The 19,916-nt window shown below is 36.1% G+C and carries 14 protein-coding genes; 9 read left to right on the forward strand and 5 right to left on the reverse strand.

Translation table 11 applies throughout. The features are described from left to right. Window positions 1-98 precede the first annotated feature (98 nt). Both GXM16_RS21415 and GXM16_RS21420 read left to right on the forward strand, forming a co-directional pair. Window positions 99-2,669: a helix-turn-helix domain-containing protein gene (locus GXM16_RS21415; protein ID WP_163396536.1), complete on the forward strand. Its 2,571-nt coding sequence runs from the start codon at window positions 99-101 to the stop codon at window positions 2,667-2,669. Between the two features lie 86 nt (window positions 2,670-2,755). After that, on the forward strand, window positions 2,756-5,116 hold the full coding sequence (locus tag GXM16_RS21420; RefSeq protein WP_163396537.1) for a glycoside hydrolase family 31 protein: 2,361 nt from the start codon (window positions 2,756-2,758) through the stop codon (window positions 5,114-5,116). A gap of 353 nt (window positions 5,117-5,469) precedes the next feature. Here the strand turns inward: GXM16_RS21420 and GXM16_RS21425 are convergent, their stop codons facing one another. Beyond that, window positions 5,470-6,141, reverse strand: a complete 672-nt coding sequence (locus tag GXM16_RS21425) for a TetR/AcrR family transcriptional regulator (protein ID WP_163396538.1) — start codon at window positions 6,139-6,141, stop codon at window positions 5,470-5,472. Between the two features lie 148 nt (window positions 6,142-6,289). Between GXM16_RS21425 and GXM16_RS21430 the strand changes: the two genes are divergently transcribed. From GXM16_RS21430 to GXM16_RS21460, 7 genes are all read left to right on the forward strand, one after another. Beyond that, entirely contained in the window at window positions 6,290-7,183 is an 894-nt protein-coding gene (locus tag GXM16_RS21430) for a bestrophin family protein (protein ID WP_163396539.1), read from the forward strand. Window positions 7,184-7,199: 16 nt separating this feature from the next. Beyond that, window positions 7,200-7,841, forward strand: coding sequence for a carbonic anhydrase family protein (locus GXM16_RS21435; RefSeq protein ID WP_163396540.1), 642 nt, complete (start codon window positions 7,200-7,202; stop codon window positions 7,839-7,841). 413 nt (window positions 7,842-8,254) lie between these two features. Then, window positions 8,255-8,419, forward strand: coding sequence for a hypothetical protein (locus GXM16_RS21440; RefSeq protein WP_163396541.1), 165 nt, complete (start codon window positions 8,255-8,257; stop codon window positions 8,417-8,419). Between the two features lie 171 nt (window positions 8,420-8,590). After that, window positions 8,591-9,037: a response regulator gene (locus GXM16_RS21445; protein ID WP_163396542.1), complete on the forward strand. Its 447-nt coding sequence runs from the start codon at window positions 8,591-8,593 to the stop codon at window positions 9,035-9,037. A gap of 15 nt (window positions 9,038-9,052) precedes the next feature. Continuing rightward, window positions 9,053-10,555, forward strand: a complete 1,503-nt coding sequence (locus GXM16_RS21450; protein WP_163396543.1) for a PAS domain-containing sensor histidine kinase — start codon at window positions 9,053-9,055, stop codon at window positions 10,553-10,555. A 213-nt stretch (window positions 10,556-10,768) separates the two neighbouring features. Beyond that, window positions 10,769-11,155 carry a response regulator gene (locus GXM16_RS21455; RefSeq protein WP_163396544.1) on the forward strand — a complete coding sequence of 129 codons (387 nt, stop codon included), beginning with the start codon at window positions 10,769-10,771 and terminating at the stop codon, window positions 11,153-11,155. Next, window positions 11,152-13,980, forward strand: a complete 2,829-nt coding sequence (locus GXM16_RS21460; RefSeq protein ID WP_163396545.1) for a PAS domain-containing protein — start codon at window positions 11,152-11,154, stop codon at window positions 13,978-13,980. Before GXM16_RS21455 ends, GXM16_RS21460 begins: the two co-directional genes overlap by 4 nt. Before the next feature lie 170 nt (window positions 13,981-14,150). Here the strand turns inward: GXM16_RS21460 and GXM16_RS21465 are convergent, their stop codons facing one another. The 4 genes from GXM16_RS21465 to GXM16_RS21480 form a co-directional block, all read right to left on the reverse strand. Continuing rightward, entirely contained in the window at window positions 14,151-14,603 is a 453-nt protein-coding gene (locus GXM16_RS21465; protein ID WP_163396546.1) for a response regulator, read from the reverse strand. A 284-nt stretch (window positions 14,604-14,887) separates the two neighbouring features. Then, window positions 14,888-17,155, reverse strand: coding sequence for an ATP-binding protein (locus GXM16_RS21470; protein WP_163396547.1), 2,268 nt, complete (start codon window positions 17,153-17,155; stop codon window positions 14,888-14,890). 126 nt (window positions 17,156-17,281) lie between these two features. Next, window positions 17,282-17,734 carry a response regulator gene (locus GXM16_RS21475; protein WP_163396548.1) on the reverse strand — a complete coding sequence of 151 codons (453 nt, stop codon included), beginning with the start codon at window positions 17,732-17,734 and terminating at the stop codon, window positions 17,282-17,284. Between the two features lie 1,087 nt (window positions 17,735-18,821). Beyond that, on the reverse strand, window positions 18,822-19,916 hold the full coding sequence (locus tag GXM16_RS21480) for an NAD(P)/FAD-dependent oxidoreductase (RefSeq protein ID WP_163396549.1): 1,095 nt from the start codon (window positions 19,914-19,916) through the stop codon (window positions 18,822-18,824).

Consider the following 19,916-nt stretch of genomic DNA (forward strand, 5'->3'; position numbering starts at 1 on the left):
ATAATAAAGACAAAATTGAGGAAGACCCTTATTAAACATATTTACACAAAGTCGATATTGAAGTGGAAAAAATGAAAATTATTTGATATTATTACAAAATGAATCCGTTATCAAGAATAATTATAATCATTCTGTTATCCATACATGTTGCCGGTGCCCAGTCCGGCAATATTGTATTCTCCCCTATTAACGTTTTACAAGGACTAAGTGATAATCAGGTTCGTTATATCCTGCAGCTTTCTGATGGAAGAATGGTGTTTAAAACAAGTGGAAACCTAAACCTGTATGACGGAGCGAATTTCAAATACATACACCAGACCGCTGCTCACGTTTTTCCTCTAAAAGGTTACGATGGTTTTTACCGAATTTACAAAGGTGGAGATTCTCTTTTGTGGATTAAAGACACACATAAATTGATGTGTGTAGACCTTCGTACAGAAAAATATATACCAACCCCTGAATTTTATTTTAAAAATAAAGGATTTAAAAAAACTGTTGAAGATCTTTTCATCGATTCGAACAGCAGGTTATGGTTACTGAATATGGGCAGACTCTATAAAAATAATTCTTCTGAGTTTATCCATGTAAAAGCAAATGATGGTAATTTACAGGATTTAGCTTCTAAAAAAAATAACTTATATTGCTTTTACAGCACTGGAGCAGTAGTCTGTTATGACCTGAAGACCAAAAGAAAACATTACAGTATTTCTGCATACTCATCAGCAGAATATGCCAATTTTAAAAATACTTCAATGGTGGTTGCGGGAAACAAAGGTTTCTATCAATTGCGAAATGGAACTAAAGGTGGTTTTTTCTTTTTTGATATCCAAAAACGCAGCTGGAAAAAAATACTCGAAACCAGTTATACACTTAACACCTTGGCTGTCACTGCTGACCAAAAAGCTTATATCAGCTGTAAAACAGGAATCTGGATTATTGATTGTCTTAGCGGAGAAAAACGATACATCCCGACCTTAAAAAAAGTAGATGGAGGTACCATCAATACCGAGATAAGCACTGTGTTTTATGACAAACAAGGCGGTCTGTGGCTGGGTACTTTTAATCAGGGACTTCTTTATTACCATCCTTCCCGATATAAATTCAATTTAATAGGTCACTCCTACTTTCATGTAAAAGATTCCAAAGACATTACCGTTGAATCATTTGCTGAGGACAACAAAGGAACTATATTCATAAAATGCAGTGATCTGATTTATCAATATCATCACGCTGCGGAAGATAAGATAATACTTGTGCCTTCGGTAGCAGTTCCGAAAGAAGTACTGAAAAAATTCAATCAGAATAAAACCTCTTATGGCAGAATACACACATCGCTTTCTGACGTGCGGGGCTGGAAATGGACCGGAACACAGGACGGATTAAAACTTTTTATTCCCAAGAAGAAAAAAGAAAAGCTGTTTTATACCCAGGATGGTTTGTCAAATAATTTTGTACATGCTCTTTTGGAGGATCGCAACAAAAATATATGGGTAACTACGAGTTCCGGTATAACAAAACTGCAGATAGATTCAGTAAGTCAGAAAATTAGTTTTACAAAATTCACTTCTCATGAAGGAACTTTAGAAGGAGAATACTCAGATGGTGCTGTTTTTCAAGCTTCCGATGGTACTTTGTATTTTGGCGGCATCAATGGTTTTAATACTTTAAAAACAGACAATGAAGTAAATGAAAAACTTCCCTTTCGTCCCGTTTTTACAAATCTGTTTAGTCGTGGAGAGAAGATCGAAACAGGATTTAAATACGATGGACGTATTATTTTGCAACAGACTGCATCCAATACTCAAAAAGTGGAACTTTCTCATGAACAGAACTTCCTGACTTTTGAGTTTTCTGCTTTAAATTATAAAAATCCTTCCCAAACACGCTACCGTTATCAGCTTGTGGGTATCGACAATGGCTGGCGGGAAAGTTCGGCGGGAAGTCAAAATGAAAATATAGGAACAGGCAGTAAACTCAAAGCCTCTTACACCAATCTTCAACATGGAAAATACATTTTTAAAGTTATGTCCAGTGGCAGTCGTGACCAATCGAGTCGTATTTCTGAATTAGAAATTACCATTCATGCACCTTGGTGGAAAACTACCTCAGCCTATATTTTATTTACCTTATTTTTAATTGGACTAATCGGTACAGGAATTTACCTTTATATTTCTGCTACCCGTAAAAAACTCGAACAAAGCTACAGGGAAGATTTACTTTTGGTGCGCATAAAAAATCTTATTGAACAATGCAATTATCTGGAAGCCGAAAAAGACTCTTATCTGTCACAGACAAATGTAATTGAGTCTTCCATCCAAAAAAATGAAAACAAAGCTGATGAAGCCTTTTTGGCAAAAGCTTTAGAACAGGTTGAAAAAAATCTGGGAACAGCTAATTATTCTGTAGAAGATTTAAGCCGTGACCTTTGTATGGACCGCACAGGACTTTACCGTAAATTAATTGCTCTTTTAGATAAACCACCGTCAATGTTTATTCGGAATGTACGCCTGCAGAGAGCAGCAGGGTTAATTCTCGAAGGCGAACTCAGCATTTCAGAAATTACAGAAAAAGTGGGATTCAGCAGTCCGAGTTATATGAGCAAATGTTTTCAGGAAATGTATGGCTGCAAACCATCAGAATATGCTGAAAAGAGCCGAAAATCAACATAGTTGGTGTTTATTTCAACATGGCTGTTGTCATTTTTACAGCTGTAAAAGTAATTTTGGATTTATAAAAACCAAAATATCAAAAACCAATGAAATTTTTAAATTTTAAATCTATCTTTTTTATAGCAACACTCTCTATCTGCTTTTTAATTAAGAATACTGCAAGTGCCCAAGCTATCGAAAAGACATCGCAGGGGGTACATTTTACTTCACAAGGTATGGACATTCAGATCGAATTCTATACTAATAATATTGTTCGGGTTTATAAAACGCCAAGTGGTGTTCCTTATAACAAAAAAAGCCTTTCTGTTGTAAAACTGCCCAAAAGCGTAAAAGTAAAGTTTGATGCAAAAGGAGAAATTACCCTATTAGAAAGTAATACGCTTCAGGTTCAGGTTAATGCTGAAAGCGGAGGAATCACTTTTTATGATACTTCGGGAAAACTGCTTCTTAAAGATAAAGATTACGGTACACAATTTACTCCTCTGGATGATGCAGGAACACCATCCTATACAGTTAAAGAAGGATTTCTACTCGAAAAAAACGAAGCCATATACGGTGTTGGACAAATCATGGATAATAAATTCAACCGCCGAAACTCCTCGCATGCTATGCAAAATGAAAACATGTCTACCTATTCACCGTATTTTATGTCTGTGAAAGGATATGCTGTTTTTTGGGATAATTACTCGATTTCAAAGTTTAACGATAACCCACAAGAACTTTCTTTTGAAGGACTTGGGCACTGCTCAGACTATTATTTCATGTATGGAAAAAATGCAGACGGTGTTATTGCACAAGTTCGTGATCTAACCGGAAAAGCTCCTATGCTTCCATTATGGGCGTTTGGTTTTTTCCAAAGTAAAGAACGGTATCACACACAAGACGAAAGCCTGAATGTAGTAAAGAAATATCGTGAGCTTAAAATTCCTTTGGATGTGGTTATTCAGGACTGGCGTTACTGGCCGGAATATAACAAAAGTGACAGTTTATGGAATTCTCAAAGTTTTGACAAGGAGCGGTTTCCTAATCCGAAGCAATGGGCAAATGAAATTCACAAGCTAAATGCAAAACTATTGATCGTTACCTGGCCGGGATTTGGTCCTAAAACAGATCAGCGTAAAGAATTTGACAGTAAAAAAATGATTATCAACTTTGATACGTGGCCACCCAAAAGCGGTGCCCGCCCTTATGATGTGTATAATCCTGAAGCATTGGATATTTACTGGCGTTATCTTAACAAGGGCATTTTCAGCTTTATTGGAAATGACGGCTGGTGGCTCGATTCAACAGAACCGGACCACATCGACAGGAAAGATTCAGATTATCTTCTGCCTACTCATCTGGGGTCTTACCGCAGTGTAAAAAATGCTTACAGCCTTATGCATAATAAAGGAATTGCTGTCAATCAGCGGAAAACAAATGAGGCAAAAAGAGCCGTAATCCTTACCCGTTCCGGATTCATCGGTCAGCAGCTTTATGGTTCCAATACCTGGAGCGGTGATGTGGTTTCTTCCTGGGAAATGCTGCAGAAACAGATTCCTGCTGCATTGAACTATACTTTAATGGGTATTCCAAACTGGAATAGTGATATTGGAGGTTTTTTTGCTGGTCACTGGAAAAAAGACGGAGGAAATAAAAACCCGGAGTTTCAGGAACTGTATGTTCGCTGGATGCAGTTTGGAACGTTTTGCCCGATGATGCGCTCTCACGGAACAGATCTTCCACGCGAAATATGGAATTTTGGAGATCGTGGTACGTGGTGTTTCGACGCGCAGGAAAAGGCAATTAATCTGCGTTACAGCCTTTTACCTTATATTTACAGCACATCATGGGATGTCAGCCACAATAGCGGCACTTTTATGCGACCGCTTATTATGGATTTTGCATCAGATCCAAAAACACACGATATAGGCAACGAATATCTCTTCGGAAGTTCGATTCTTGTCGCTCCTGTAACCCAATATAAGACAAGAAAATGGCCTGTATATCTTCCTGAGGGAAGCAACTGGTACAACTTCTGGACCAATGAATACCTAACCGGAGGACAAACCGTTTCAACCGAAACAGAAGTAGATAAGATTCCCCTGTATATTAAATCGGGTTCAATTCTGCCTTTTGGCCCGAAAGTTCAGTACTCAACCGAAAAAAAATGGGACAATCTCGAAATTCGCATTTATCCGGGAGCAAACGGGGAATTTGTCTTATACGAAGATGAAAATGACAATTACAATTACGAAAAGAACTTATATTCGACTATCAGATTCAAATGGAATGATGCATCAAAAACACTTACTATAGAGAACAGGGAAGGCAGTTTTCCTGGCATAATCAAATTCCGTAAATTTAGAATTGCCATTGCTTCCAAAAACCAAATTTTTGATGGTACTCACTTTGAAATCATTAAGACAGTTTCTTATTCCGGAAGGCTTGTAATAGTAAAATTATAGACCACCAAACAAAAGCTTAGACTAACTCCTATAACCGCTAAAAATACAGCCCCTGAAAATTCATTTTTTTTTAAAAGAATTTTCAGGGGCTTCATATTTTGAAGTTTTCTGCTCAAGATTATATGCCCACTTCATTGTCTGATTTGCTATCTCTGACAGCTGTAATTTGAGCCTAAATCTATTTTTGAAAGATTACACAAAAAATACTTTAACCGTTTTAGCCTTATAAAATTAAAAAAATGAACATAGAATTTGGTTTGTTTGATAAACATGATTTAGCCCAAACATTAATCCGGGTCCGACAATTGACAAAATAAAAGCCCATTAAAAATAGAACTCAAATAGTTTTTTCTCTAATCTAAAACTTTAAATAAAAAATCTTCAATAAACTTACTCGTAAAATTTGAACTATTTTCAGATGAAACATCGGTAAGTTTTGGTAAATTAATACTGAAGTACTGCTGATGATGCGACGTTTCAATCAGGGTTGTACTTAAAGAGCGTGGGTATTTATATTTTGGGTTATATTCAGAAATTACCTCCGCTATTTTTCCACAGAGATCTTTATAAGGTTTAAAAACCTCATTTTTATTAATTTCGGTAACTTCCTTTACCAAATATACTTTACTGCTTTCTGCAATTACGATTTGATTAAGCAGCTTTTTGTTGTAGTCAAATTGATTGGTACTCTCAGTGGGCTCCTGAGTCAGCAGATTTAAAATTATTTTTAATCTTTCCTTTTTATCACTCACGTTTTCTAATTGGAATGTAACTAAAAATTCCATATATGACCAATACCAATTAAGGATGTAAAGCAGAAGCCTGTGTTTGTTTTCAAAGTACCTGTAAATAGTAGCTTCAGTGCTGCTAATTTCCAAAGCCAGCTTTTTGAAAGTAAACTGTTCAAAACCCAGCTCATAAATAAGATCAATAGCCTTTTTTACCATTTGCCTCCCTACCTCACTGCTTTCGGGATTTCTCAAGAAGATCTTTTCGTTTATGTCAAATTTTACCTGAAATTCCATATTAATAACTGTTTTAACAAATGTAATAAAGATTTATTACTTGATAGGAACTGTATTACAGCAAATTATTTAACAATTATTTGAGATAGTATTACTATCATATGAAATAGTTTTGTTATTTTTAAACCAAACCACTATAAACCATTTTATGCTTATAAATACTAAAATACCGGTTTCTTACCTTTTCTCCAAAGTTAAATATGAAATTTTATTTGTAATGATTATTGCCGTATTGGTCCATTTTCTTACTGCCCAATTCGAAAACCTCATTCCTGTAATGCCTATAACTATTCCTGCTTTTATAGGGACAGCTATTTCTGTTCTTTTATCATTTAAGCTTAACCAGTCCTACGACCGCTGGTGGGAAGCCCGAAAAATATGGGGAAGCATAGTCAATGACAGCCGAAGTTTGGTATTGCAGCTGCAGTCTTTTGTTTCAAAAGAAAGTCAGAACGAAATCAAAGAAATTGCATTTAGGCATATAGCATGGTGTTACAGTCTTGGACAAAACCTGCGAGGCCTGGACCCTGTAGAAAATCTGGAGGGTTATATCACTAAAGGAGATATAACCGAAATAAAAAAACAGAGCAATAAACCACTAGCACTGTTGCAGCTTAATACGCTGCAGATAGCAGCATTGAGAGAGAAAAAATCACTTGAAATCTTCTCCCATGTACAATTAAATAACACTCTGGTTAATTTTTCAAATTACATGGGAATGGCCGAGCGCATCAAGAGCACTGTTTTTCCTATAACCTACCGAATCTTTCTTCATTTCTTCATCTATATTTTTATTGTGACACTTTCAATTGCGTTACGAGATATAGAAAGTTATTTTGAGATTCCACTGCTTTTAGTAATCTCCACTACATTTTTTCTTTTGGAAAAATCAGCCACACACCTTCAGGACCCATTTAGAAACCGTCCAACGGATACTGCAGTAACTGCTATTGCAAGAACTATTGAAATAAATATCAAGGATCTGTTAAAAGAAACAGTCATTCCTCAGCCGCATCAGCCGGAAAATTTTTACTTATCATAACTTAAATCAACCAAAAATGAAAACATTAACTAAAGAAATGCAGGCCGCGATTACTCCTTCAAAAGCCTTAGAGTTACTAAAAGAAGGAAACCAAAGATTTGTAAGCAACCTGAAAATAAACCGTAATCTTCTGCAACAGGCCAATGAGACTTCAGACGGCCAGCATCCTTTTGCTGTAATCCTGAGCTGTATTGACAGCAGAACTTCGGCAGAACTAATTTTTGACCAGGGTCTTGGGGATATTTTCAGTGTGCGTATTGCCGGAAATATCATCAATGAAGACATTTTAGGCAGCATGGAATTCGGCTGCAGGGTTGCTGGGTCAAAAATCATTGTTGTATTGGGGCACACAAAATGCGGGGCGGTAAAAGGTGCCTGTGACCACGTCGAAATGGGAAATTTAACCGCACTGCTCACAAAAATAAGACCAGCGGTTGATGATGAAACCCAGACAAAAGAAAATCGCAATTCAGGAAATCCTGATTTTGTCGAAAACGTATCGGTAATCAATGTGAAACGCACCGTTAAATCCATTATGGAAAGAAGCCCTATCCTGAAAGAAATGATTGAAAAGGGAGAGATAGGAATTGTCGGCGGAACTCATGATATTACAACAGGAGAAGTCGCTTTTTTAACTGACACAATGATTTTTAAATAGTATTTGTTTTTCTAAAAATACACATAAATAATTTTGTCATAAAATTTTATGTAGCTAAGAAAAATTTTAACCTAAAATATAAAAAAGGGCTGTTTCAAAAAACGGGACAGCCCCTTTTGAGTATGAATGAATGAATGAATTTATTTCAGATTCCTCATTGTTTCTTGTTGATATAGACATCTTATACCTGACCAACGGCAAAGATAAGCACAGAGTAAATAAATTAAGCATTTTTTACCACTTAAGTTTAGCTAAACTCCTTATTCAATTTATCAATGGTGCCAGCTTAAGATTTACTTTTCCAGTTAGCTTGCAGATTGTCGAAAAGTAAAATTATACAACAAATATGTTAAATTCTATAATTTAAGGATCAATTGATAACTTTAATTTTGAACCATAAATTCACAGCTATTATGAAACTCTCGCCTTACAATACTGATCCGTTATTTAAAAAAGTCCTACTTAATCAAAATTACTCAGATCAGAAAATTTTCGACACTGATTTTGCTTTAGAATTAAATTATCCCGATGAATCAGTGCAGGATGATGAACCTGACTTTGATTGTGAATTTCTTTAAAAATAATCTGCAAATTTCTTAATTAATTTCAGACCATATTCCACCCACTACTAATATAAGTTTCATAAGGATCTATCCTAATCTGCATTATAGTTTATAAAGTAAGTCTTGTGCATTTAAAAAATTATAAATGTATCTTTGAAGTAGCACACTGTAACGCTTCCAGTATAAATGAAAAAATCATACAAACATATACTTCTGGCAGATGACGATTTGGACGACTGCGAGTTTTTTGCCGAAGTCTTTACCCGAAATTTTCCTGAAGTAAAACTTTCCATTTCCAGCGACGGAGGAAAATTAATGTCTCTGCTTGGAAGTCCTCCCGATCCGACAGCGGACCTGATATTTCTGGATCTGAATATGCCGATTATGTCCGGACCTGAATGCCTTGAAAAAATAAGAAATTCAGACACCCTGAAAGATAATATAGTTATTATTTTCAGTACAAGCAGCAGCCAGTCTGACATTGCAAAAATGTACAGTCTGGGCGCCAACTACTTTATTACAAAACCAGCAGATTTTAATGACCTGAAAAATTTGATTTCAAAAGCACTGGCCATTGTTGGGGAAACTGAAACAAGCCGGCCGGCTTTCGAAAATTTTTATATTAAATTATAATCTGTTTTTAAAGATATGATAGAATTACCCGATGCATTGCGAGAAAAGATCCTGAGGGAAGTTATTGATACTGCACCATTTCCGATTGGAGTTTATACCGGACACAAAATGAAAATTGTTCTGGCCAACCAATGCATGATAGAAACCTATGGAAAAGGTCCTAATGTTATAGGACAGAACTACACAGAAATCCTGCCTGAACTTGAAAACCAGCTGATATTTGAACAGCTTCGGGATGTGCTGAAAACCGGAATCCCGTATGAGGCGAAAAATTCACGTGTTGACATTGTTGTAGAGGGAGTACTTAAACCACACTATTTCAATTATAATTTCACCCCTATTTTCGGCGAAGACAAGCAGGTCTACGGCGTTATGAACACGGCTGCAGAAGTAACCGCTCTGAATGTCTCGAGACAGCAGACAATTGAAATAGAAAAAAGGCTCAGACTGGCGGTTGAATCATCCCAACTGGGAACTTTTGAAATTGACCTTGAAAACGGCATTATAACAGGTTCCAAACGATTCTTAAAGTTCTTCGGAACTCCGATAAAAAACAGCCTCACCCTTCCAGCAGTTCAAAAATACATTCATTCCGGCGATAAAAACCTATGGGAAGAGTCTGTGGAAAAAATGTATTCAAAAGGCCAGCTGCAATGCGAGATAAGAATTAAAATTGAAAATGCAGTACAGTGGATACGCCTGTCAGGGACATTGTCTGAAAGTGATAATAAAGAAAATATAATTGTAGGAATAGCGCAGGATATTTCAGAAGAGAGACAGCACTCTGAAGAACTTCTAAAACTTGTGGAGCAGCGCACAGCTGAACTTAAGCGTTCGAATGATGATCTGAAACAATTTGGACACGTAATCAGCCATGACCTGAAAGAACCCCTGCGCAAAATTTCAATGTTTTCCAACTTGTTGCTGGAATCTGCAGACAGCAGCCATTTATCAAAAATAATGCAGTATGCCCAAAAGATTAACAAAAGCTCGGCAAGGGTATCAGAAATGATTGATGCAATTTTGAACTATTCTTCATCAGGAAGTTTAGACTTAAATGAAATAGTGGATTTAAATGAAGTCCTGCAGTCCGTAAATGAAGACCTCGAATTAAAGATAAAAGATAAAAATGCAATCGTAGAGTATGCCTCCATGCCTCATTTATGCGGGTCGAATACCCTACTGTATCAATTATTTTTAAATCTTATCAGCAATTCTCTTAAATTTTCCCGTCCTGGGTCTGACCCTATTATTAAAATAGAGTACCAAACAACACACGAAAGCCTTCACATATTTATAACTGATAACGGAATTGGGATTGCTGCTGAAAATTCGCAGCGAATCTTCAACACATTTGAAAGGCTTCACTCTAAAGATGAATACGAAGGAACAGGGCTGGGACTGTCTTTGTGCAGAAAAATAGTTGAACGGCACAAAGGAGAGATAAAACTTATTCCCTCAGAAAATCAGGGCGCAGTATTTGAAATAATTTTTCCAATAAATATCATATGCCGGTAAAATGTATCCTCCTATTGCCATATAAAAAAATATGACAACTTCCCTATTTTCTCTATACTTTTAACAATGTTCAAAGATGATTAGGACTTGCAATAAAAACCAACTCCCATAATTGATCTGCTTTGGAAGCAGATGGATTTCTAATAGTTAATGTTTGATAATCCTATTACTATTACAGCTGCTTCTGCTTGATTTTTTTAGTATATTTACGAAATGAAATACCAGTATTTATTCCATATTGATGATGACGAGGACGATTCAGAAATTTTTGCAACAGCAGCATCAGAAGTTTCGAAAACTGCTTCCATTGAAAGTTTTAATGATGCCCATCAGGCTCTGCAAAAAATGGAATTATCACCATCATCGCTGCCTGATGTTGTATTTCTAGACCTAAACATGCCCATTATGGATGGATTTCAATTTTTAAAGGAAATTAAAACCAAACCGCATCTCAAAAACATACCTGTAATAATATTATCTACATCATCCAGCCGTGAAACAATTGATAAGGCAAAAAAAATGGGAGCTGAAGGGTTTATAACTAAGCCTTCAGATTTTAATATCCTGGTAGACATCTTAAAGTCCTATCTGAAAAAATGAAAAAAACAGCAGATACAGCTAATCCAAATCCGATAATAAAGGGCGGACAATGCGGCGATTTTGTGCGCAGTATATTCAGATCCGACTTGAAAAAGGCTTACACTTGGCAATCGGGCCCGGAATTTACAGCTGCTTTAAACATGATGCTTAATACGCCTAATGCATCCTGCATCATCTGGGGAAACAGACAGAGATTTTTCTTTAACGATGCATTCTTACAGACTGCTGGATTTTCAGTGCAGACTAAGCATATCGGAAAACCATATAAAGATGTGGTGGGCGAAATAAATCTAGACCTCACCTCATTGTTGAAATCAGGGATGAATGGATACTCGCAAAATATTAAAAATTTTAAAATCAGTAATAAGGAAAATTTACAAAAATCCGAAATATTAACTAATTTCACCTATTCACCATTATTTGAAGCATCCGCAGTGAATGGTGTAATGTTTACTGCTTTCGAGATCAATTCTGATTGCAATACTCAAAACTTTTACGAGAATGGTCCCTTCACAAACTTGCTCTCAGATTCCTCCCCCATATTAACTGCCACCTGCAGACCCGATGGCGGGGCTGACTATTTCAGTTCAAACTGGCTGGAACTGCTGGGATGCAATCTGGACACTCTAGTAGATTACGGGTGGATTGACTACATACATCCCGATGATAAGGAGGCATTCCTAAACATTTACTGGGAAGCTGTAAAAACAAGAATCGAATGGAAAGGAAGTTTTAGAATCAAATCCAGATCAGGTTCCTATCATATACTTGCTTCAGCTGGCACACCAAAATTTGACCAGCATAAAAATTTTTCCGGTTATATCAGTTCCAGTGTAGATATTACCGAGCAGCAGAAAGCCATAAATAAACTGCAGACAAGTGAAGCACATCTTGCCGCTATGATTCATGACGCCCCCATAGGTATCTGCCTCCTTGATGCACGCTCTCTGGTTAGTGAAGTTGTAAACAGCAGTTTTCTGGAGGTGGCCGGCAAACCTTATGAGCAAATTGCAGGAAAGTACTACTGGGATTCCTTTGCAGAGGTTAAACATCTTTATCAGAAAGCGCTCCAGGGAGTAGTTGAAAAAGGTGAAAGCTTTTATGCCAATGAAGTGGAAATGACGCTCATACGTCATGGAAGACCTGAGTCTGTATTTGTAACTTTTGTTTATGCGCCGCTGAAAGATATGAAAGGCAATGTCATAAAAGTTGCGGTATGGGTTTTAGAAAACACGCTACAGGTAAAAGCAAGAAACCAAATTGAGCAGAGCGAAAGGGAAATACGCACTTTTATTGATAGTGCACCCTTTCCTATTGGTGTATATAAAGGCCCCGAAATGAAAATTGCATTTGCAAATACAGCCATTATAGAAGCTTGGGGCAAGGGACCGGATGTAATTGGAAAATCATTCAAAAATCTTATGCCTGAACTGGAAAATCAAGGGGTTTTTAAAAACCTGGATACAGCATTTGCATATGCAGAACCTATTCATACCAAAAACGAACTAATAAATGTCATTGTCGACTGTGAAAAGAAATCTTCATATTTCAACTACAGCCTTATACCGCTAATAGATAACACAGGAAACGTGTATGGTGTAATGAATACTGCTGCTGATGTAACAGAGCTCAACCTGGCTAAGATAAAGGTAGAAAAAAGTGAGCAGAACCTTAAAAATACAATACTGCAGGCTCCGGTAGCGATGTGTATCTACAGAGGTCCTGACTATATAGTTGAAACTGCCAACAGCAGGATGCTGGAATTCTGGGGAAAAGAAGAACAGGATGTAATTGGCTTACCTCTTTTTACGGCGCTCTCAGAAGCAAAAAACCAAGGTTTTGAAGAGCGGTTAGAATCTGTTTATAAATCAGGACAGTCAGTATCTTCTGAAGGAGTGTCTGTGACTCTAATGCGCGAGGGAAAACTGACGACAGTGTATGTAAATTTTCTTTTCGAGCCGTTTTATGAACCAGATAATTCCATTTCCGGAATCCTTGTAGCTGCCGTAGATGTAACAGCGCAGGTGCTGGCACATCAAAAAATTGAAGAAACTGTAGCGATACGTACAAAAGAGCTCGCAGAAAGCAATGAAAATCTCTCACGTTCCAACAGCGAACTTTCACAATTTGCTTACATTGCCTCGCATGATCTTCAGGAACCACTCCGCAAAATAAGCGTGTTTGCACAGATGCTGGAAAAAAGTGCAGGCGAAAAACTGGAAGGCCGTCCCGCAGAATTCCTGAGCAAAATCAAAGCTTCATCAGACCGCATGAGCTCTTTGGTAAGAGATGTTCTGGCATTTTCGGAATTGAGCGCAAAACCTGAAACTACTAAAAAAGTTGACCTTAGTGCAATTATAGATTCTATACTTCTTGACTATGAGCTGCTGATTGGAAATAAACAGGCAAAGGTAAATTGTACAGATATGCCCTTGATCGATGCTATACCCCTTCAGATGAACCAGCTTTTTGCAAATCTTTTAAGCAATGCCTTAAAATATGCCTCACCGGAGCGAAATCTGAAAATTGAGATTTCGTGTTCACATCCTTCACTGCCAGAACTAATCAAAGCAGGTCTGGATGAAAACATTTCTTATATTAAAATTACGTTTGCAGATAATGGAATTGGAATTTCACCTGAGTACACTGATCAGATTTTCAGTATTTTCAAACGCCTGCACAGAAGAGCTGAGTACGAAGGGACAGGTGTCGGACTGGCAATATGCAGAAAAATTGCCCAGAACCATTCTGGTGCTATTAATGCGGAAGGAAGTACGCTGTCGGGCGCTGTTTTTAACATTTATCTGCCTACAGAGCAATTATGACAATGAAACTATTAGTCTAAAGAATTCCTGACTTTTATTCCGACAGCAAAAAAAGATCCAGTGTAATACTAAAACAGTCTCTATAAACCAAGTAAGCCATAATCATGAATTTTAAAGAAAAGGAATAAACGGTACATTAACAATTTAATATTCGAAAGTATACTAAACGATTAAATTAATCGAAAAGCGTCCGGATCAGTTGTTCTAAAATTCCAGTCCATTTTTAGGACAGAATGAAGAAAAAACTTAATTTCATTAAAAGAGCCCGGCTTTACCGCATAATGATTAGCCCCTAAATTATAAGCTTTCTGTATAGTTTCAGAATTACTAGATGTGGAAAGTATTATAACCGGAGTATCTGCAAGGGTATTTTTACTTCTTCTAATGATTTCAAGACACTGCATTCCATCATATTTAGGCATATTTATATCTAAAAAAATAATGTCAGGAATAATTGACCCGGGCTGTGTAAGTATGTTCATCAGCTGCAGGCCATCCTCAAATTCAGTCAGCAGGATCTCTGAGTTCACTTCTGCCAGTGCTTCAGCAAAAAAAGTGCGGTCATCGGAATCATCATCTGCAATAAAAATACTTCGAAGTGTATGTTTACTTATCAAACCCATATATTACTATTTTTGTCGACAAAAACACAATACAAGAATTTAGAAATCTGCAGATCGTCAAAGACAAAGAATCTGTAAACCAATAAAAAAATGAATTATATCCGTGAAAACGGTTAATAATTGTAAAGATAGTCTAATTTATTCATTTGACAATAGTTACATAAGAAAAGTCTTTAATTACAGCGACGCTAAAGATCGAAATCGATTATAATTTTATCCTTAAAATACATATTGCTTACCTGCCTATTTCTTTGAGATGTGCACAAAACTGATTCAAAATATTTCTAAATCAGTGTATCAGCAGGATCACATGGAAAATAAATGGTAATGCAAGCCCCTTCCCCTTCTACTCCTTCTGCATAAATAGCCCCACCTAAGGACTGCATGATTTTTTTACATAATGCCAAGCCAATTCCCGAGCCGCTGTAATGCTGTTGTGTGTGAAGCCTGGTAAAAACTTTAAATATAGAATCCGAGTACTGCTGTTCAAAACCAATCCCGTTATCGGAAAATCTGACCCAATTACAATATTTATTAGATAAATGCTTTACAATTACAGGCTCCTGAGACGCCGTAATTCTAATTACTGGCGTTCTTTCAGCAGCAGCATATTTTAATGAATTCTGAATAATATTTAAAAACAGCTGTCTCATTAAAAAACCAATAGCATTTACCTCTGGAAGTTTTTCACACTCAATAACAGCATTTTTTTCCAGAATCGATTCACTTATTTCATCTACAACTGCTGCATAAATTTCATTAAGATCAACGATTTCTGCGGCCTCTCTAGTGTTCTTAATTCGAGTGTATTTCAAAATATCCTGCAGCAATTCCCGCATTCTTGATGCAGAATTAGAGACACGTTCCAGAGGATTTAAGTCGGGGTGCTGAGGATCGCTCTTTTTTTCTGAAAGAAGCTTGGAGGTAATCATTTGTATTTTCCTCAATGGTTCCTGCAGATCATGAGTACTGATCCAGTTGATGTTCTCAAGCTCTGAGTTGGTTTCTCTCAGAACCTCACTCTGAAGCCTGTATCGTTCCTCTTCTTCACTCAACAAAATCATCATCAAATTCTTCTGAAGAGCGTGCGCAAATTTTGCAGCAGAATTTATTTCATACTGTCTCCAAATGCTACTCTGTCCCTTAACGATCTGCTTCCAAATATTAAATGAGTTTCGCGGATGAAGACCTTTTTCATCTTTAACAATACTTTTTTCAGGATCTCCTGCCCAGTTAATTTCCGAGATGGTTTCAGCCCGGAACCATATTATATGATTAGAATTGCCCAGGGAATGATAAATTACACCAGCAAAATCGGAACAGTTTTCTAATTCCGGAAAATGATCCTTTATTTTTCTTGTAATAAAAAACTCACCATAATTTTTACTTTCAATCTGTTCTATAAAGCCTTTTATCTGATCATCTACAGGGGTTAAACCATTTTTATAAATTTTATTTCTAAATACTATTGAAACCCCGACAGAATTACACAGCTTCAGCAACTCAGGCATTTTTACGATGGTTTTCAAAGAATCTTCAATAAGTGGAAGATCAAGAGCCATTAAATTCTCTAATGCTTCTACTGAACTTTTGGCATTGCTGTTTTCATCATTTGATTCGCGAATGTCAATCTGCGAAGTAATAAACTGTCCCTGAAGTTTAGCTGCCAGCCTTACCGCGGGTGAAATATTCTTCTGTGAGTAATGGTGGCAGGCGATCAGTCCCCACAAACGTCCATGATGAATAAGGGAAATAGTCAGCGTTGCACCTACCCCCATGTTTTTAAGATACTGGACATGTATCGGAGATGTGCTTCTTAGAATTGAAAGACTTAAATCAAGGTTTTTATCAGCCTTGTCATCTACAGTATAAATTGGAACAGCCTGATAATTAATATCAACAATTAAACGAAGCTCATTCTTGATATAGAGTTCCCTGGCCTGAACTGGAATATCAGTATGAGGATAGTGGAGTCCTAAAAATGGTTCAAGATCTTTTCTGCAGCTTTCTGCGTAAACTTCACCATTGTACTGTTCATCAAAACGATATATCATTACACGGTCATATCCTGTAATTTCTCTTGTACCCGCTGCAACCAGCGCACACAGATCTTTAAGTGATTTTGTACTGTTCATCTGCGCTACAAACTGAATAGTCTGCGTATAAACATCCGCCAAAATCTGCTTGTCAAACTGAATTTCAGCCTCTAAAACATAAATATCATCACTCTTGTGAATTGTAACCTGGAATCGCTTGTCCAGCAGTACTATCTCCAGGGGAAATACATCTTGGGCTGTGTCGGAATGGATATAATTGAAAATTTGTTCTTGTGCAGCAGTACCAAAAATAGTTTCAAATTTATTTCCCAATGCCTGTGCATGAGAGATATCAATGAAAATTGAGATATTATCGGTACAATAGTCTATTGTCCAATTATTCGTAAGTCCCATTAAAAAACCATGCGGCTGAATTTTTCCGGGAATATGTATAGGTTCCTGATCGCAATTGGTCAGTGTAACTAAATCACGGTTAACTATATCTTTAATACTCATTAATCAACATTGAATGCTTTAAATTCAGAAGGTTTCTAACTATGTCTTTGGCGCAGAATAAACCACCTTCTATGGTGTTAAAAAGGAAAAATCAAAATATTTCAATTAAAATTGAATCCCTCTTATCTAACTAAATGTATAAATTCTTTCGGGCAGATTTGAGCTCATATTTTGAAGTGAATTTCTTAAGTCTTCCTGAACCCCTGCACAGAGCTGGTTCATGATTAATTTTAATTCATCAAAGTCAGAAGGCTTAACAATGTAGGCTTCAGCACCTAAAGAATGAGCATCATCAATACCCTCTTTTCGTGAAGAGGTTGCAATCATGATAACTGGAATATTTCCTAACCTCTGGTCTTGTTTAATAAGTCTCAATAGATCCCAACCGTTCATTTTAGGCATTCCCGCATCCAATAAAATCAAATCAGGAAGCGGATCCAGGTTAGAAAGTAGCTGTAGGGCATCATGCCCGCTATCTACAAACTTAACTGTAAAGGTGTCTTCTGTTCCCACCAATGCCCATTTAAAGAATTCTGCATCATCACAATCATCATCAACCAGTAAAATTATTTTTTTCATTTCTGTTAAATTGTATTACAGCTATATTTATTGGCTGTAATGATGTTAGTAAAAGTAAGGAAGCATTCTATCTGAAGCAAAAGAAACACAAAGTATTATTCAAAAAATATTATGGATACTATTTTAAAAAAAAGTTATGGACTCTTAAAAGATCAAAGTCTTCCAAAAAAAATATTCTAAGAACCTTATTCTCTTATAATTAAATAAAACCTTAAATTTAAAAAATCTTATTTTTACATATAATTTAATAACTATAAATATAAACTGATTTAATAAACATAAATTTATACCATAAGACACTTATTTTATACAATTTAAAGATGAAAAAATCAGTAATTATATAAGAAACTTTTTTACCAATTAATTATATTAAAGTGTACAGCAATTACTGAACACTTTAATAATCTAAAATTTTAAAGTTAATAAATAAAGGTCGAACTAAAATATTAAAAAATCAAGATGTTAACCAGCTATGCATGTTAACACAAGGGAAATTAAACATTTTTTTTGCATTACCATAAAATGCCAGACCATAAAAGCTTGAAAAACCTACACATTTGTGTATAAAAAAGAGACAACTATTAGGAAGTTGTCTCCTTAAGTGACCGATATCTGAGAAAATTAGAACCTTTATTGGAAGATTTAAAAATTTTAGCCGAATCTTTTTAAGATATTTCATAATATGAAATTAATAAAATAAGATTGTGTTATCTACCAAAAATATATAAATGTTGTAATAAGAAATTACTTTTCGGTACAAGTAACTTCTCGTAATCGATATTACCATCTTCATCTTTTTCAACCAGACCGATAATATGTACATTAACTTATACCTGTTTATCTATAATTAATATTCATTTTTTGATTTACTTAAAAGATTAGTTCTTCCATAAATTCATGTAAGTATTGATATATAAAGGCACATCTTTTAGAAGTATTTAAACGAAATAAATTATGATATTTTTTTTGTTATGGAAACTGCTTATTTATATGTCAGAATAAGTACTGACAAACAAAAAAGCAAAAGCTATTGATCAGTTAATTGATTTCTCTGTATTGGAAAGAACAATTCAAACAAACGTAATCATCACAACCGTCTCTCCCAAAAAGCAGCAGTTTTCCATCTGGTTTCTGCCTGGTAAAAAATACTTTTATGTTTTAGGTAATGTTGCCAAATGTGCTGTGTTTGTTCTGTATGTGCTTTTTGAAGTGTTTCAGTAAAGCCATACTGTAATAGTAAAGTTTGCAATTGCATGGCACTAGCCATTGCATTGTACATGCCCTGAGAAGATAATGGGTCAAAACTTAGTGCTGCATCACCCAAAGCAGCCCATTGTTGCCCGGTTACTTGTTCTAATTTAGTCGAATTAGCAGCAACTGAACCTTTAAAAACAATAGCATTTTTATGCTCTTTTAGTAAAGATAAGATAACAGGATTTTCTTTTGCCAATTCTAAAAATGAGGCAGTACTCTTAAGTTCGTTTTTAGCCACTAAATCAGCATCGGTATGAAAAGCCACCACCCGTTTGTCATTAGGAATTACGGCGCTATACCACCAACCATTTTCACTGGCTGAAATAGTACTCATGGTATTGGTAAGGCTATTAGGTAAAGTAACCCAACAAGCAATCAATTTATCTTCGACTTCCCGTTTAATGCCAAGGCTTTTTGCAAAAAGAGATTGGCGCCCACTTGCATCAATAACAAAAGAGGCAGAAATCGTCGAAACAGATAAAGAGATATCAGTAGCTCTCAATTGCACCTCCCAAAGAGAATTTTCATAAGAACTATTATATAGTTTGAAACCCCATAAACAATGAACTCCACGGTTTTCTGCAACTCTTCTTAAATAAGTTTCAAAAGCCTGTCGGTCCAAATTTTTAACAAAACCATCTGGATTTCTTAAATCATCTACAAGATGTACCTGATTACTTCCCCAATAGGACTGCATACCAACTTTTTTTTGATACAAAGTGCCTGCCTGATTTTCCAAACCATCTAACAAATCCAATTGTTTTAGAATACGTTGCGAAGCAGGAGCTAAAGATTCTCCAATGCGCTCAATAGGTTCAGGAAGTTTATCAACTAATGTTACCTGATAGGTATCTATCAAAGAAAGAGCGGCAATGCAACCTGCAATGCCGCCACCTATAATTAATATATCTGTTTTTTCTGTTGCCAA

Source organism: Flavobacterium limi (assembly GCF_010645075.1).
Classification (GTDB): domain Bacteria; phylum Bacteroidota; class Bacteroidia; order Flavobacteriales; family Flavobacteriaceae; genus Flavobacterium; species Flavobacterium limi.

Bases quoted from the DNA above. Each gene is read 5' to 3' on its own strand.
- GXM16_RS21415 (WP_163396536.1), top strand. From the start codon at position 99: ATGAATCCGTTATCAAGAATAATTATAATCATTCTGTTATCCATACAT.
- GXM16_RS21420 (WP_163396537.1), top strand. From the start codon at position 2,756: ATGAAATTTTTAAATTTTAAATCTATCTTTTTTATAGCAACACTCTCT.
- GXM16_RS21425 (WP_163396538.1), bottom strand. From the start codon at position 6,141: ATGGAATTTCAGGTAAAATTTGACATAAACGAAAAGATCTTCTTGAGA.
- GXM16_RS21430 (WP_163396539.1), top strand. From the start codon at position 6,290: ATGCTTATAAATACTAAAATACCGGTTTCTTACCTTTTCTCCAAAGTT.
- GXM16_RS21435 (WP_163396540.1), top strand. From the start codon at position 7,200: ATGAAAACATTAACTAAAGAAATGCAGGCCGCGATTACTCCTTCAAAA.
- GXM16_RS21440 (WP_163396541.1), top strand. From the start codon at position 8,255: ATGAAACTCTCGCCTTACAATACTGATCCGTTATTTAAAAAAGTCCTA.
- GXM16_RS21445 (WP_163396542.1), top strand. From the start codon at position 8,591: ATGAAAAAATCATACAAACATATACTTCTGGCAGATGACGATTTGGAC.
- GXM16_RS21450 (WP_163396543.1), top strand. From the start codon at position 9,053: ATGATAGAATTACCCGATGCATTGCGAGAAAAGATCCTGAGGGAAGTT.
- GXM16_RS21455 (WP_163396544.1), top strand. From the start codon at position 10,769: ATGAAATACCAGTATTTATTCCATATTGATGATGACGAGGACGATTCA.
- GXM16_RS21460 (WP_163396545.1), top strand. From the start codon at position 11,152: ATGAAAAAAACAGCAGATACAGCTAATCCAAATCCGATAATAAAGGGC.
- GXM16_RS21465 (WP_163396546.1), bottom strand. From the start codon at position 14,603: ATGGGTTTGATAAGTAAACATACACTTCGAAGTATTTTTATTGCAGAT.
- GXM16_RS21470 (WP_163396547.1), bottom strand. From the start codon at position 17,155: ATGAGTATTAAAGATATAGTTAACCGTGATTTAGTTACACTGACCAAT.
- GXM16_RS21475 (WP_163396548.1), bottom strand. From the start codon at position 17,734: ATGAAAAAAATAATTTTACTGGTTGATGATGATTGTGATGATGCAGAA.